Source organism: Thermodesulfovibrio hydrogeniphilus (genome assembly GCF_054657355.1).
Window position 1 is genome coordinate 1,722,368 of sequence record NZ_BAAHYW010000001.1, and the last position, 14,722, is coordinate 1,737,089.

Here is a 14,722-nt window from a genome sequence, read left to right on the forward strand (position 1 = left end):
TTGCTGATTTTGTCATGGCTATTCCGAACTAAGCGAGAAGGAAGCAATCTATTATTTTGGACTCCTATGACTGACATTAAAAATTAAATTACGCCTAAGGCTTTACCTACTTTATAAAATGCTTCAAGGACTTTGTCAAGATGTTCATCTGTATGGGTTGCCATGTAACTTGTTCTTATAAGAGCTTTTCCCGGTGGCACTGCTGGAGATACTGCGACATTTGCAAAAATTCCCTCTTCCTGAAGCATCATTACGAACTTAAATGCAAGCTCATCTTCGCCAACAATGACAGGAATAATAGGAGTTTCAGCCACTCCTATGTCAAAGCCCATTTCCCTGAAGCCTTTAAGCATCTTATTTGTATTTTTCCAAAGCTGTTCTCTTCTTTCGGGCTCATTCACGATAATATCTATTGCCGCTGAAACAGCTGCAACTGATGCAGGTGGTGGGCTTGCACTGAAAATAAATGCCCTGCCAAAGTGTTTGATGTAATTTATGACATCCTTTTCTCCTGCTATAAATCCACCTATTGAAGCAAGAGATTTGCTGTATGTTCCCATAATAAGGTCTACTTCCTTTTCAAGTCCAAAATGCTCTGCAGTGCCTCTTCCTGTCTTTCCCAATACTCCTATTCCGTGAGCATCATCAACCATAAGTCTGGCACCGTATTTTTTGCAAAGTTCATAGACCTCAGCAAGCTTTACAATGTCTCCTTCCATGCTGAAAACGCCGTCAACCACTACAAGCTTTGATCTATCTTCGCATTCTTTAAGGACTCTCTCAAGGTCTTCTATATCGTTGTGTTTATATCTTTTTACTTCGCCAAAAGAAAGTCTGCATCCATCAACAATACTTGCATGATCCATTTTATCTATTATTACAAGGTCATCCTTGCCAACTAATGAGGAAATAACCCCAAGATTGACCTGAAAGCCTGTTGAAAATACAAGAGCTGATTCCTTCCTTACAAACCACGCAAGCTTTTCCTCAAGTTCTACATGAATGTCCAGTGTACCATTTAAAAATCTTGAACCTGCGCATCCTGTGCCGTATTTTTTAATTGCATTAATTGCGGCTTCCTTGACCTTTGGATGGTTTGTAAGTCCGAGATAATTATTTGAGCCAATCATAATCATCTTTCTGCCATTCATTATCACTTCAGGACCCTGCGCAGACTCAATAATCCTAAAATATGGATACATGCCTACTTTTTGTAATTCATAGGCGGCTGTAAATTTAAAGCATTTTTCAAAGACATCCTTTTTTATAACCACTGATTCTCTCTGTACCATTTCGCTGTTCTCTCCATCCCTTCCTCTAATGTAGTTTTTGCTTTAAAGCCAAGCAAATGCTCGGCTTTTACTGTAGAGCAAACCCAGCAAGGTTGCATGAGTTCTTTAAGTTTATCGTTATTTATTATACTTGTTTTGTCAAATTTTTGAAAGAGTCCAACAAAGAATTTGCCGATTGTTGGAGAAATTTTAATTTTTAGTGGCTTCTTTTTTAATACCTTAGAGATTACCTCAACAATCTGACGAGTTGTGTAGGCATGGGAGTTGGCAATAAAAAGTTTTTCTCCTGCTGTCTTTTCATGTTTTGAAGACAAAATAATACCTTTTACAAGGTCATCTACATAAACCATAGAGTATCTTCCTTCAGTAAAGTAAAAAACCAATCCTGCTTTAATCATTTTGAAAAAGGTAAGAAAATCAGTATCTCTTGGTCCGTAAACTGCTGGAGGGCGAATAATGGTAATAGGAATCTTTTCTTTAAAATGTTCAACTGCTTGCTCACCTAAAAGTTTGCTCTTTCCATACTCTGATACTGGATGAGGAGCAGTGTTTTCATCAACGGAAGCGCAGTCATTGCATGGTCCAACTGCTGCAAGACTGCTTACATGGATAAATCTTTTTAAAGACGGATTAAGCTCGGATGCAATTTCCACAAGATTTTTTGTTCCAATATAATTTGACTGATAGAAGTCTTCAGGGCTCTTTGCCTTTGTGATTCCTGAAAGATTAAAAATATAGTCAAAATCCCAATCTATTTTTTTTAAACTTTCTTTGTCAGTACAATCTGCTTTAATAATTTTTACATTAAGCCCATTAAGAAAACGAAGCTTGGCAGGATTCCGAACGATGCAATAGACTTCAAAACCTTCATTTAAAAGCTTCTCTACAAGATGACTGCCAATAAAACCTGTTCCTCCTGTAACCAAAGCCTTCACTTAATCTTCCTCACTTTAAGAGTAAGTCCTTCAACTTTTTCAACAATAACTTCTTCATCCTTCTTAATTTCCTCATCAGAAATTGCCTGCCAAAGCTCTCCATGAACCATGACCAAGCCTTTTCCAGATACAAAATCTTCCTTTGCATATCCTTTCATTCCCATGAGTTCCTCAACTCCTGTAACAGGCTTTCTTTTGTGTGCCTTATAAGCAAGTCTTAGAAGAACAGCAAAAAATAAAGCCGTAACAATTGCAACTGGTATTATAACAGAAAGAGAGAGCTTAAAGAGAGGATTTGCTGTGTCAAAAAGCATGATAGACCCCAAAACAAAACATACAATACCTCCTAAGGTTAGCAATCCGTATGAGGTGAATTTGAGCTCAAGGACAAAAAGAATTATCCCAAGAAGTATCAATCCAGCAGCTGCATAGTTTATAGGAAGCGTTTGCAGACTATAAAAAGCGAGTATTAAACTTACAGCACCAATTACTCCGGGGAATATGGCTCCGGGATTGCTTAACTCAAATATAATTCCATAAATTCCGATCATTAGTAAAATATAGGCAATGTTGGGATTGCTCAGAAAGTTCAGAAACTTTAATCTAAAGCTCATCTCTGCTTCGCTAACTTTTGAATCCTTTGTGTTAATTACTTTTTCACCTATAGAGGTTTTAACTTTTTTCCCATGAATCTCTTTCAAAAGTGTCTTTAAATCCTCTGCCAGTAAATCTATTACTCCTTTTTTTAATGCCTCTGTCTCGGTAGAAGAGATTCCTTTCCTAACTGCAAGCTCTGCCCACTGTTCGTTTCTTCCTCTCTCTTTAGCAATAGCCTTTATATAGGCAACTGCGTCATTCATTATCTTCTCTGCCAGAGTTTTATCCATCTTTTCACCACCCATTGCTACAGGTGAGGCTGCGCCTATGTTTGTTCCGGGTGACATGGCAGCTATGTGGGCTGCCAAAGTAATAAATGCTCCTGCACTTGCTGCCCTCGCTCCTTTTGGAGCAACATAAACAATGATAGGAATCTCAGAGTTTAACATCTCTTTAATTATGTCTCTCATTGAACTGTCAAGCCCTCCAGGGGTGTCAAGCTGAATTATTAATGCCTCTGCCTTTATTTCATGGGCTTTTTTTATTCCTTTGGTGATATACTCAGCATGGGGAGGATTAATTACTCCTTCTACTTTAAGCAAAAGTATCTCTTTTGCATTGGCTTGAGCAAAAAGGAAAGAAACTGCAAAAATTGTAAAAATAAGGATTCTTATCATTTTAATACACCTTTAATTTTCTCCTTTAAAATACCTATAATTTTTTCTGCGCTCTCCTTATTTAGAGCTCCATTTGATGAAGGAGTTTCAAATATTCTTTTAGGGAGTGACAGCTTATCAAGGTCAAATCCGCACTTTATCTTAAAACGATATTTTTCTGCATATATCTGTTTTGCAATATCCGAAAGTTTGTCTTCGTCAAATGAGTATCCTGCAAGTTTTAAACATCTTAAAACTGTATCTGGTGGATAAATTTCCCTTGCAAAAAAGCATATGACAAGGCTTGAAAGTATTTGTCTCCAGCACTCTTCATTGAAAAGTTTTTCTGCAATCTGCTCTTCACTAAATTTTTTTGTCATTGCCTCCTTATCAATTGCATATCCAGCACTGTCAAGGTGACTATGTCTTGCTCCAAATAAATAGCCTATATGTGAAGCATATCCTGTATGATAGCCCGGCATTTCATTACTTCCATATGTCAAAGCAAACTCTTTTCCACCATATTTTGATGAAGCATAATCAATACCCTTTGCAACATCTCTGAAAAATTCACTTTCTCCATAAACAATCTTTTTTATAAGCTTAACATAAGAGTCAACATCTCCCCATTTTGGAATAATTCCCTCTGTTTGCTTTTCATTTATAATTCCTTTTTCAAATGCCTCTGTAATCCATGCAAGCACAACTCCTGCAGATATTGCATCAAGACTCATGTCTTCAACAGCCTCAATAAGTTTTAAAACTCCTTCAGTTGATGTAATGGCAAGCATTGAACCAAGAGAATAAATAAGTTCATAATCATAGGAAAGATATATTGTCTGGTAAAAATATGGCTCATCTTCATAAGGTTTCCTCAAAGTTGCAAGATGAATGCATGCAACTGGACAATGAGAACATGCAACCCTTCTTCCAAGATGTTTTTCAGCAAAGGACTCACCTGAGATGTTTTCTAAACCATCAAGCTCATTTGTAAGAAGATTTTTTATCGGAAGTCCCTTTGAAAAAACAAGGGGGAGAACATTTGCAGGAGTGCCAAGTTCATGATATTTTTTCATCTTGTCTGATTCTGTTATTTGCTTAAACAACAAAGAATAAAGTTCTTTGTATTCTTTAAAACCTGTAACATTTAAATCCCTTTTTCCTGAGACAACAACTGCTTTTAAGTTTTTGCTTCCAAAAACTGCACCAAGTCCAAGTCTTCCAAAGTGTCTGTAAGTCTCCAAAGTAACACAAGCATAACTTACAAGTCTTTCTCCTGCAGGACCAATTCTCATTATTGTTCTTAGCCCTGCTCCTTGCTCCCTTTTGCGAATCAGTCCAGCAGCAGAAACACCTTCAAGTCCCCAAAGGGTTGTAGCGTCTCTAAAATACACTTTATCTCCATGAATTGAAACATAGCAAGGTCTTTCGCTTTTTCCTTTAATTACAATTGCTCCATATCCTGCCATTCTTATTGCAATTGCACTTCTTCCACCTGCATGGGACTCTCCCAAGTTTCCTGTAAGGGGAGACTTAAACATGGCAACTGTTTTTGATGCAATTGGAAAAAGTCCATTAAGTGGACCAATGGCAAAAATTATTGGATTTTCAGGAGAAAAAGGCTCTGTCTGAGGAGAACAGTTTTCATGAAGAAGTTTTATTGCAACGCCTGTGCCTCCTATATATTTTGAAAATAAATCAGCTCTTTCTTCTGTCCAAAACTTTTTCTTTGAAAGGTCAATGTATAAAACCCTCATCTTTTAAGCTCCAAAACCTTGTAATGACAGCTTCTTGCACATTCTCCACATTGAATGCATATTACAGGTTTATTTTTCTTGTTATTCCAACCAATTGCATCAAGAATGCATGCTTTCACGCAATGTCCACATCCTGTGCATTTGTCTTCCTTAAGAAGAACTCCACCGCCTTTTCTTACAATTAATGCATCCTCTGGACATGCTCTGGCACAAGGTGGGTCTTCACAGCCTCTGCATACAAAAACTTGAAATCCCCTTGAAATTCCGCCCCTTGAGCTTACTTTTATGCATGAGCTTTCAAGTCCGACTGCTTGATGTGTTCTTCCACAGGCAAACATGCACAGAAGGCATCCAACGCATTTTTCAGTGTCTATTACAAGAACAGGCATAGATAAATTATAACATGTTATAATTTAAAATCTAAAATGGAACGAGAAATTTTACTTTTCTTTCATAAAACCCTTGCAAACAGTTTTCTTGACCCTGTTATGGTATTTTTCACTCAAAGGGGTTGGATTTTCTATATTCCTATTTTGTTTTTCATTGCACTGCAAGCTTTGAAAAACCAAAAAAAGGCTCAAATTTTATACTTAATTCTTTCACTTTCCATAGGAATTTTTCTTTCTGACTGGCTCGCTCAAGAGATAAAAAACATTGTTCAAAGAGTAAGACCATGTCATACAGAGTATTTTAGAGAGATTGTCGGATGCACAGGTTCATTCAGCTTTCCTTCAAACCATGTAACAATTCATTTTACAATAGCAACAATTCTGATTCTTTTTTTAAAAGAACCCACTTTTTCAAAAAGATTGAAGACTGCTTTGACTGCTTATACCTTATCAATAGCCATCTTGGTTAGTATCTCACGAGTTTATCTTGGAGTTCATTGGCCCAGTGATGTCTTGGCTGGTTGTTTTTTGGGAATCCTTTTGGGTTTTGTCACTTATAAAACAATTGTAAATACAAATTCAATTAAAAGAGCTTTTTATTTGTTTTTGATTGTTTTTTCCCTTTTCAGAATTTATTTTATCCTTCATGCTCCAGTGGATATCTCACCAGATGAAGCCCATTACTGGGAGTGGTCAAGAAGACCTGATGTAAGTTACTATTCAAAGGGTCCAATGATAGCCTATCTTATTGCCTTTTCTACTTGGATTTTTGGAGACAATCCATTCGGAGTAAGGGCATTGGCAGTAGTTTTTTCTTTTTTAAGTAGCATCCTGATCTATAAAATTGGTAAAGAGCTTTTTAGCGAAAAAGCTGGATATATTGCAGGAATACTTTTTCAGCTGATTCCTCTTTTTACAGTCTATGGAGTAATTTTCACTATTGACAGTCCATTTATTTTTTTCTGGATATTCTCAATTTATCTTTTTATGAAAGCATTAGAAGGTAAGAAAGCATATTGGGTTTTGCTTGGAATAATAATTGGCTTTGGACTTCTTACAAAATACACAATGGCTTTCTTCTATTTGTGCATGTTTGTTTATTTACTAAAGTATAAAAGTGTATGTGCAAGTGAAAGTGATTCCTTATTATCTAAACCCGCACCTGCACATTCACTTGCACTTGCACTTACACTTTCACTTACACTCTCCCTGATTGTTTTTTCTCCTGTAATAGTCTGGAACTTTCAGCATGACTGGGTAACTCTTAAACATACTGCTGGCCAGGCTAATATTTATGAAGGATTTAAAATCTCATTAAAATCTCTATCTGAATTCATTGGAAGCCAGCTTTTAGTTGTAACGCCTTTAATTTTTGCACTTGGATTTTATTTTATTTTTAAACCATCGGCTCTAAATCTTATTAAAAGACAGTGGTGGTTTATTATCTCTTTTTCAATGCCTGTTTTTGCATTCTTTTTACTTAAAAGCATTCAAGGTAAAGTTCAGGCAAACTGGGCAATGATGTCCTACATTCCGTTTTTATTTACAATTGCCTATGCCTTTGAAAGAAAAATTTTAAAAAAGCTCATTATTTCTGCAATTGCACTATCATGCATATTTACAATTCTAACCTATACAATGCCTTTTATGAATTTATCCGCAAAACTTGATCCCTCATCAAGGCTTAAGGGTTGGAAAGAGCTTGGGATTAAAGTCAGCGGGATTAAAAAAGAGCTTGAAAAAGATGGAAAGGTTGTGATTTTTTCAGATAGATATCAGATTTCAAGTGAGCTTGCATTTTATGTTGAAGGAAAACCTAAGGTTTACTGCATTAATCTTGGAAGAAGAATGAATCAATATGACGTGTGGGAATCAATAAACACTGAACTTTTATCCAAAGAAAAAATTAACGGAATATTTGTCATGTATGGAATAAAAAATGAAGCTCCAGAGGAAGTCAAAAAAGCCGTTGACAAATGCGATGGAGAAAGTTTTTCTGCTCAGAAAAAAGGTGTTAAAATTAGAGATTATACGATATTTAAATGTTACAATTTTAAGGGTATAAATGAGAAAAAGCCAGAAACCTATTAAGGGGTTAAAAAATGGATTTATCAGTTGTAATACCACTTTACAATGAAGAAGAAAATGTTGAAGAGCTCCATAAAAAGCTTACTGAAGTTTTAAGTAAGCTTCAAATTTCCTATGAAGTAATTTATGTTGATGATGGAAGCACAGATAATACTTTAAAAATACTTGAAGATATTCAAAAAAGCGACCCAAATGTTGTTGTTCTTAGTTTTAGAAGAAACTTTGGACAAACTGCAGCCTTTGCAGCAGGATTTGATTTTGCAAGGGGAGAAATTGTAGTTACAATGGATGGAGATCTTCAGAATGATCCTGCTGACATTCCAAAGCTACTTGAAGCAATAAAAGATGCTGATTTAGTAAGTGGATGGAGAAAAAAAAGAAAAGACCCATTCTTTACAAGAAGACTTCCATCAATAATAGCAAATTGGCTAATTGGAAAAGTCACTGGAGTAAGAATCCATGATTACGGATGCTCCCTTAAAGCCTACAGAAGGGAAGTTGTCAAAAATCTTAGACTCTATGGAGAAATGCATAGATTTATTCCTGCCCTTGCAAGCTGGTATGGAGTTAAAATAAAGGAAATTGAAGTTACCCATCATCCAAGATACAAAGGTAAATCAAAGTATGGTTTAAGCAGAACAATAAAAGTTCTTCTTGATCTTCTTGCTGTAAAATTCCTTTACAGTTTTTCAACAAAACCACTTCAGTTTTTTGGACCAATTGGTGTTCTTTTTATGGTATTAGGAGCTTTGATTGTTGGATATCTTGTATTTTTGAAAATCTTTAAAGGAGTCTCAATTGGCGGAAGACCTCTTCTTCTTGGAGGTTTCTTTTCAGTTCTCATAGGTTTAAACTTTATAGGAATGGGACTTCTTGGTGAGATGATTGTCAGAGTTTATCATGAAACTCAAAAAAAGCCTATTTATATTTTAAAGAAAATTTTGGGACCAGGAGATTGAAAAGAGTCTTAAAAATACTCCTTAGAGCCTCAGTTACTATTGTTCTGATTGTTTATCTTTTTAGCAAGATTGATTTATTTTTACTTCTACAATTCCTTTCAAAAATCAATATCTGGTTTTTTCTCTTGGCTTCACTTCTTTATATTGTCTCCTCCTTCATATCAACATTAAGATGGAAACTTTTTATCATACCATCCACTATTCACCATCCACCAATCACCAGTCACCATTCACCATCCACCAATCACCAACCACCAACCACAATTTCCAAATCACGCCTCTTTTCTTTATACATGATTGGTTGCTTTTTTAACACATTTCTACCAGGAATTATGGGAGGAGATTTTGTAAAAGTTCTTTTAATGAGAAAATCCCTTCCAATTAAAGATGCTATTGCATCTGTTTTAATAGAAAGATACATTGGACTTATGGCTCTTTTATGTTTAGGATTTGTCTTCTTCTGTATTTTCTATGAAAAAATGCCAAAAGATTGGATTCTTTATTCTGTTCCTGCATCTTTTATACTTTTTTGGCTTTTAACATTTGGTATTTTCCTTTTTGGAAAAATATCAATCTTTCAGCACTATGCAAAAACTTATTTTCCAATTATAAAAAGAAACTTTTTTAAAGCCTTCATTTTCTCAATTTTTGTACAAATTTTTGTAATAATCTCTGTTTACTTGATTTTCCTTAGCCTTGAAATCTCAGTTAAATTCTATGAAATTTTCATTTATTTGCCAGTTATTATTATACTGACGATGCTTCCTATTTCCATATCAGGAATAGGAGTAAGGGAATGGGGATTTTTTATTTTCTTTGGAAATTCAATAGGATATGAAAACGCTGTTTCAGCCTCATTTCTTTGGTTCCTTTCAGTTGCCTTTGCTTCTTTATTGGGTGGAGAGGAATACTTAAGATTTAAGGATTTTCTTGATATAAAGCAAAAATAAGAATCTCTTTAAATCTCTGAGATTGTTTGGAAATGGGTCTTTCTTAAACTTTTCAATTACTTCTGGAGAATTGAGCTTATCCTCAACATTTAATTTGTATTTTTTTACAATCTCTCCTGCAATATAGAAAACATCTTCTCTTCTTTCCCTAAGTGGTGGAATCCTAAAAAATACTGGATTGAGAAATCTAATTAAATCACTGGAAAATTCTCCATTGGTCATTTTTATTCTCAAATCATCCTTGCCAACCAAGATAAACTTTATATCAGTCAGTTCTGTTGGAGATATATCGCCAACTCTGTAAAAGCTTTTATTTTTTAATGCCCTATAAAATTTCTCCTGAAAATCCTTTGGCATTTCATCAAAATTCTTTATTACTAATGTGCCTCCTTCTGCATGTTTTAAAGCACCTTTTTTACCTTTTTTGCCCATGTATCCATCTTTTATTCCAAAAAACTCTTCCTCAAGCAAATCCTCTTCAATGTCACAGAAAATCATTATAAAAGGTTTATCTTTTCGTGGATTGTCATCTGCAGAATGCAGAGTTGCTGCGAGAAGTCTTTTCCCAACCGCTCTTTCACCGTATATGTAAATGTTTCTGTCCTTAGCATTTTCTTCAAATAAATTTGTAAGCATCTTTGCAAAGACTGGGTTTTTACTCTCAAACTTAAATTTCCTAAATTGAAAAACATTTTCTGCGGAAAATTGAAGTTCCTCTGCAATATCAAATTCATTAGCCACAGAAATTACTCTGTCCATTGCACTTTGAAGAATTTCGGTTGAGTCAGCCTCTTTTATCCTAAAGTATCTTTTGGCAAGCTCAAGGAAAAGCTCTCTGTTGTCAACTACAGATGGAAACATAAGAGCCTGTGCACCATAGGTTGATAAGTCCGCAATCAATGCCATGTTATAACTGTTTTGTAATGCTGAACCACGAGGTGGCATAGCACCTTTTAACTCCTTAATTCCATCCTTTGGAAAAATTTTATTAAGAATTTTTGAGACTTCCCTGAAAGGCGGGCATAATATATTTCTCTGAAGAGCTTCTAAATTGTTTGTCCCTAAAATAGATTGTTCAAGAAACACTCTATCTTCCAAAGGAAGCTTTATTAAAAAAGGAATAATGCTTCTGTAAGATGGAAAGTCATTTGTCATAAAAAGTAAACCAAGACAAGGCAGAAGTCCTGCAAAAAATGCCTCATCCCTATGAATATGAGGCATTTTTTGAGCTAAAGCAGTTGCTACCTCAGCACTAAGTATGCCATAAAACCAAATGTTTAAATCCTCTTCTTCAAGAAAAAGGTCACTCTCAAGGATAATCTGTTCAACCTTTTTAGTGCCAAGAAAATTAATCATCTGAGAGAAATTTGTAATCTCTGTTTTTCCGCAAGGAGAGTTAACAGTCTGGAAAATTTGGTAAGCAATTATAGGATCATACTTAACCAGATATGAGAACTTTTCGTTGTCTTCTGTAAAAAGTTCCCTAAACTTTGAAATAGTATGCTTAAAAACTGGCAAACTCATGTATTTTTATTATAAATCAAAAAAATAAAAATTCCAATATTTAATCAAACCGAAAAATAGAGATAGACACTCGTCACTGCGAGCCCCCTGTTGCGAGCGATAGCGTGGCAATCCAACAATTCGTCACTGCGAGCCACTCGATGTGGCGAAGCAGTCTCTAATTGGTAACTGGTGAATGGTGATTCTTGGATGGTGGATGGTGAACACCTCTCCGTAATTGCGAGGATACCCCCACTCCGTCATTGCGACTCCGAGCGAAGAGAGGAGGAAGCAATCTTGCCTTTTCCCCTTCAAAGAGATTGCTTCGCATTCTTCGGATGCTCGCAATGACAGCAAAAAATACTTAATTTTCAAATGGTTATACCAATTATTGGATTTCTATCGCTATTTTTGGGTTAAACCTAATTTGAGCGATTTTTTATAAAACTCTTTTTAATCTGTTATCGTATGTTAAAAATGGAATGGATTAAAACAAGAGAAAGGTAGAAGGTGGTCAATGAGTGTAAAAAAAAGCCTATTTTTCAAGAGGTTTTAGTAATTTTTGGATTTCTATCACCATTTTTAGTCCCTGAATTGTGATTTGAAAAACAAAAAGGAAAATCTTATAATAAATTAAAAGAGTTATTAGGGATAAAAGATGGAAGAGGTATTAAAGACTGTAAAAGAAAGAAGAAGCGTAAGAGCTTTTCTAAAAAAAGAGATTCCCCAGGAGATGGTAAATAAGCTTATTGAAGCAATAATTTGGGCTCCATCTGCAGGAAATCTTCAGGCAAGAAAATTCTATTTTGTTAAAAATCCAAAAATAAAACTTCAGCTTGCCCATGCTGCACTGAATCAGATGTTTATTGCTGAGGCAACTCTTGTTATTGTTGGATGTATAGACAAAGAAAGGATTTATCCAAGATATGGTGAAAGAGGTGTAAATCTTTATGCAATTCAGGATGTTGCATGCAGTATAACAAATGTTATGCTTGTTGCTGTTGAAAATGGACTTGGCTCAGTTTGGGTTGGAGCTTTTAGGGAAGAGGAAGTTTCAAAGATTTTGAATTTACCAAGACACTTAAGACCTGTTGTAATACTTCCAGTTGGATATCCTGCACATATTCCATCTCCCCCACCAAGAGTAAGTCCTCGTGAAGCAGTGGTGTTTGTGGAATGAGAGAACCACTTTTAGTTGCAATTGAAGCAGCAAAGTCTGCTGGCACAATAATTAAAGAAAAAATTGGCACTCTCACTCCTGATGACTTTGTTCAAAAAAGCATATCTGACTATGTAACAGAAATAGATGTTCAATCAGAGAAAACAATTATTTCTCATATTAAAAAACATTTTCCACAGCATCAGATTATGGCAGAGGAGTTATCTAATGATTACAAAAAAGCAGAATATCTTTGGATCATAGACCCTTTGGATGGAACAACAAATTTTATTCATGGATTTCCAGTTGTTGCAGTCTCTATTGCTCTTATGTATAAAGGAGAGCTAACTGTTGGAGTAGTTTATGATCCAACAAGGGATGAGCTTTTTTATGCAGAAAAGGGAATTGGTGCTTTTTTGAATGGAAGAAGAATAAAAGTATCTGAATTTAAAAATCCTGAGCTTGCTTTGATTGCAACAGGTTTTCCTTTCAGAAACAAGCATCTTATTGATGATTACATAAAAATTTTTCGTGAACTGCTTTACTCAGTAAGTGATCTTCGCAGACCCGGTGCTGCTTCTGTTGACCTTGCCTACGTTGCATGCGGTCGTGTAGATGGATTTTTTGAATTTGCTCTAAGTCCTTGGGATATTGCAGCAGGCACTCTTTTAATTAAAGAAGCAGGAGGAGTGGTGTCAGATTTTGAAGGCGGTGAAAATTATCTTTCAACTGGTAACATTGTAGCAGGAAATACTTCAGTTCATCCATTTTTAATTGAAAAGATAAAAAAAGCCTTATCTTCTTAATGATCAAAATTGAAAATTTATCAAAGAGTTACGGTAGAGTAAGGGCTCTTGATTCAGTTTCTTTAGAAATAAAAAAGGGAGAGATATTTGGACTTCTTGGTCCAAACGGTGCCGGTAAAACAACAACAGTAAAGATATTAACAACACTTACAAAACCAGACTCTGGCAAATGCTTTATTGCAGGTAAAGATGTTACAAAAGAGCCCTATGAAATTAAAAAAATTATTGGTGTTGTTCCGCAAGAGAACAATCTTGAAAGGGAGCTTACTGTTTATGAAAATCTTTTAATTTATGGAATGCTACATAAAGTAAGCAATTTAAAGAAAAAAATTGATGAAATTCTTTCAACAATGGAAATTTTAGAGAAAAAGCACTCTGTTGTTAATACTCTTTCAGGTGGACAGCAAAGAAGGGTGCTTCTTGCAAGGGCGCTTCTGCCTGAGCCACGAGTTTTATTTCTTGATGAGCCTTCAATAGGACTTGATGCTCATGTAAGAAGGGAACTGTGGCAAATTATAAGAAAGATTAAAGGAGAGGGAAGAACAGTACTTCTTACAACCCATTACATAGAAGAGGCAGAGGCATTATGCGACAGGGTTGGAATTCTTTCACACGGAAAACTTATAGCTGTTGGCTCACCTGATGAGCTTAAAAGAGAAGTTGGTGAGTATGTAGTTGAATTTATTGATAAGGATGGAAGACTAATAAGTAAAATATGCAAAACAAAAGAAGAAGCCTATGAAATAGCTAAAAATGGAAATGACAGAGTTACAATAAGAAAGTCTAATCTTGAGGATGTTTTTGTAAAACTTACAGGAGAAAGAATAAAAGATGCCTGATTGGTATCCAATTTTTCTTAAAGAAATGCTTCAGTTCAAGAGAAAGCTTCTGAGATTAGGATACATTTTCTCAGCAATGATGGCTCCAATTATATATCTTATAACCTTTGGACTTGGTCTTGGCAGAACAGTGAAGCTTTCCGATGGAACTGATTATTTAACATTTCTTCTTCCAGGGCTTGTTGCAATGAGTTCAATGAATAATTCCTACTCATGGGTTGCAAGCACATTAAATCTTGGCAGACTTTATTTTAAAACATTTCAGGTCTATTTTCAGTCACCAATAAAACCTTTTTCAATAATGATTGGAGAAGTATTGGCTGGTATGGTGAAAGGTCTTTTTGCATCTTTGCTAATTATAGCTGTTGGATTTATTGTTCCATCAGATTTTTCAATAAATCCAATTTTTACTGTCGCCCTTTTGCTTAACTGTTTTATGTTTGCCTCACTGGGAGTAATTACAGGAATGATAACAAAGTCCCATGAGGACACAGCAACATATTCAAACTTTTTCATAATGCCAATGGCTTTTTTCAGCGGAACATTTTTCTCAATTGAAAAAATTCCAACAATTTTTAAACCATTTATTTATTTAATGCCTCTTACGCATACAAATGTTTTGATTAGAAAGACAGCTTTAGATACAGAGGCAATAATAGCTCTTTTTGTAATGCTGTTTTATACATTTTTTTTCTTTTTTTTAGGGGCTAAGTTGATAGAGAATTATAGGGAATAGGGCGAATAAGTATTTCTTACATAAATTGAGCGATTTTTTATGCAACCTTTGTTAAT

Annotated in this window: 13 protein-coding genes; 7 read left to right on the forward strand and 6 right to left on the reverse strand. The window is 35.2% G+C overall.

Annotated elements, in window-relative coordinates; all coding sequences use genetic code 11:
- Positions 1-83: 83 nt before the first annotated feature.
- Genes ACYQ3P_RS08570 through ACYQ3P_RS08590 form a run of 5 tightly spaced genes read right to left on the reverse strand, consistent with a single transcriptional unit; the run spans position 84 to position 5,626 of the window.
- Positions 84-1,292, reverse strand: coding sequence for an aminotransferase class I/II-fold pyridoxal phosphate-dependent enzyme (locus ACYQ3P_RS08570; protein ID WP_460177486.1), 1,209 nt, complete (start codon positions 1,290-1,292; stop codon positions 84-86).
- Complete coding sequence (locus tag ACYQ3P_RS08575) at positions 1,265-2,227, reverse strand: NAD-dependent epimerase/dehydratase family protein (protein ID WP_460177487.1); 963 nt, start codon at positions 2,225-2,227, stop codon at positions 1,265-1,267. Before ACYQ3P_RS08575 ends, ACYQ3P_RS08570 begins: the two co-directional genes overlap by 28 nt.
- Entirely contained in the window at positions 2,224-3,501 is a 1,278-nt protein-coding gene (locus ACYQ3P_RS08580; protein WP_460177488.1) for an NfeD family protein, read from the reverse strand. The genes ACYQ3P_RS08575 and ACYQ3P_RS08580 overlap by 4 nt, the downstream gene beginning before the upstream one ends.
- Entirely contained in the window at positions 3,498-5,237 is a 1,740-nt protein-coding gene (locus ACYQ3P_RS08585; protein ID WP_460177489.1) for an aldehyde ferredoxin oxidoreductase family protein, read from the reverse strand. The genes ACYQ3P_RS08580 and ACYQ3P_RS08585 overlap by 4 nt, the downstream gene beginning before the upstream one ends.
- On the reverse strand, positions 5,234-5,626 hold the full coding sequence (locus tag ACYQ3P_RS08590) for a 4Fe-4S dicluster domain-containing protein (protein ID WP_460177490.1): 393 nt from the start codon (positions 5,624-5,626) through the stop codon (positions 5,234-5,236). Before ACYQ3P_RS08590 ends, ACYQ3P_RS08585 begins: the two co-directional genes overlap by 4 nt.
- Positions 5,627-5,662: 36 nt before the next feature.
- On the opposite strand from ACYQ3P_RS08590, the gene ACYQ3P_RS08595 reads away from it, so the two are divergent.
- The 3 genes from ACYQ3P_RS08595 to ACYQ3P_RS08605 are packed head-to-tail and all read left to right on the forward strand — an operon-like array spanning position 5,663 to position 9,623.
- Entirely contained in the window at positions 5,663-7,717 is a 2,055-nt protein-coding gene (locus tag ACYQ3P_RS08595; RefSeq protein ID WP_460177491.1) for a glycosyltransferase family 39 protein, read from the forward strand.
- Positions 7,718-7,728: 11 nt separating this feature from the next.
- Positions 7,729-8,673 (forward strand): glycosyltransferase family 2 protein, encoded by a 945-nt coding sequence (locus ACYQ3P_RS08600; RefSeq protein WP_460177492.1) that lies wholly within the window; start codon positions 7,729-7,731, stop codon positions 8,671-8,673.
- Complete coding sequence (locus tag ACYQ3P_RS08605; RefSeq protein ID WP_460177493.1) at positions 8,670-9,623, forward strand: lysylphosphatidylglycerol synthase transmembrane domain-containing protein; 954 nt, start codon at positions 8,670-8,672, stop codon at positions 9,621-9,623. Before ACYQ3P_RS08600 ends, ACYQ3P_RS08605 begins: the two co-directional genes overlap by 4 nt.
- Here the strand turns inward: ACYQ3P_RS08605 and ACYQ3P_RS08610 are convergent.
- Positions 9,585-11,147 carry a sigma 54-interacting transcriptional regulator gene (locus ACYQ3P_RS08610; protein ID WP_460177494.1) on the reverse strand — a complete coding sequence of 521 codons (1,563 nt, stop codon included), beginning with the start codon at positions 11,145-11,147 and terminating at the stop codon, positions 9,585-9,587. The genes ACYQ3P_RS08605 and ACYQ3P_RS08610 overlap by 39 nt on opposite strands.
- A gap of 637 nt (positions 11,148-11,784) precedes the next feature.
- Between ACYQ3P_RS08610 and ACYQ3P_RS08615 the strand changes: the two genes are divergently transcribed.
- From ACYQ3P_RS08615 to ACYQ3P_RS08630, 4 genes are read left to right on the forward strand one after another with little or no spacing between them, the layout of a single operon-like run.
- Entirely contained in the window at positions 11,785-12,306 is a 522-nt protein-coding gene (locus ACYQ3P_RS08615; RefSeq protein WP_460177495.1) for a nitroreductase family protein, read from the forward strand.
- A complete protein-coding gene (locus ACYQ3P_RS08620) occupies positions 12,303-13,091 on the forward strand; it encodes an inositol monophosphatase family protein (protein WP_460177496.1) in 789 nt (262 codons plus the stop codon). Before ACYQ3P_RS08615 ends, ACYQ3P_RS08620 begins: the two co-directional genes overlap by 4 nt.
- Complete coding sequence (locus ACYQ3P_RS08625) at positions 13,091-13,930, forward strand: ABC transporter ATP-binding protein (RefSeq protein WP_460177497.1); 840 nt, start codon at positions 13,091-13,093, stop codon at positions 13,928-13,930. Before ACYQ3P_RS08620 ends, ACYQ3P_RS08625 begins: the two co-directional genes overlap by 1 nt.
- Positions 13,923-14,666, forward strand: coding sequence for an ABC transporter permease (locus ACYQ3P_RS08630; RefSeq protein WP_460177498.1), 744 nt, complete (start codon positions 13,923-13,925; stop codon positions 14,664-14,666). The genes ACYQ3P_RS08625 and ACYQ3P_RS08630 overlap by 8 nt, the downstream gene beginning before the upstream one ends.
- Positions 14,667-14,722: the final 56 nt, after the last annotated feature.

What these genes read in the sequence shown, in the direction of transcription:
- ACYQ3P_RS08570 (WP_460177486.1), bottom strand. Translation starts at nt 1,292, where the DNA reads ATGGTACAGAGAGAATCAGTGGTTATAAAAAAGGATGTCTTTGAAAAA.
- ACYQ3P_RS08580 (WP_460177488.1), bottom strand. Translation starts at nt 3,501, where the DNA reads ATGATAAGAATCCTTATTTTTACAATTTTTGCAGTTTCTTTCCTTTTT.
- ACYQ3P_RS08585 (WP_460177489.1), bottom strand. Translation starts at nt 5,237, where the DNA reads ATGAGGGTTTTATACATTGACCTTTCAAAGAAAAAGTTTTGGACAGAA.
- ACYQ3P_RS08590 (WP_460177490.1), bottom strand. Translation starts at nt 5,626, where the DNA reads ATGCCTGTTCTTGTAATAGACACTGAAAAATGCGTTGGATGCCTTCTG.
- ACYQ3P_RS08595 (WP_460177491.1), top strand. Translation starts at nt 5,663, where the DNA reads ATGGAACGAGAAATTTTACTTTTCTTTCATAAAACCCTTGCAAACAGT.
- ACYQ3P_RS08600 (WP_460177492.1), top strand. Translation starts at nt 7,729, where the DNA reads ATGGATTTATCAGTTGTAATACCACTTTACAATGAAGAAGAAAATGTT.
- ACYQ3P_RS08610 (WP_460177494.1), bottom strand. Translation starts at nt 11,147, where the DNA reads ATGAGTTTGCCAGTTTTTAAGCATACTATTTCAAAGTTTAGGGAACTT.
- ACYQ3P_RS08615 (WP_460177495.1), top strand. Translation starts at nt 11,785, where the DNA reads ATGGAAGAGGTATTAAAGACTGTAAAAGAAAGAAGAAGCGTAAGAGCT.
- ACYQ3P_RS08620 (WP_460177496.1), top strand. Translation starts at nt 12,303, where the DNA reads ATGAGAGAACCACTTTTAGTTGCAATTGAAGCAGCAAAGTCTGCTGGC.
- ACYQ3P_RS08625 (WP_460177497.1), top strand. Translation starts at nt 13,091, where the DNA reads ATGATCAAAATTGAAAATTTATCAAAGAGTTACGGTAGAGTAAGGGCT.
- ACYQ3P_RS08630 (WP_460177498.1), top strand. Translation starts at nt 13,923, where the DNA reads ATGCCTGATTGGTATCCAATTTTTCTTAAAGAAATGCTTCAGTTCAAG.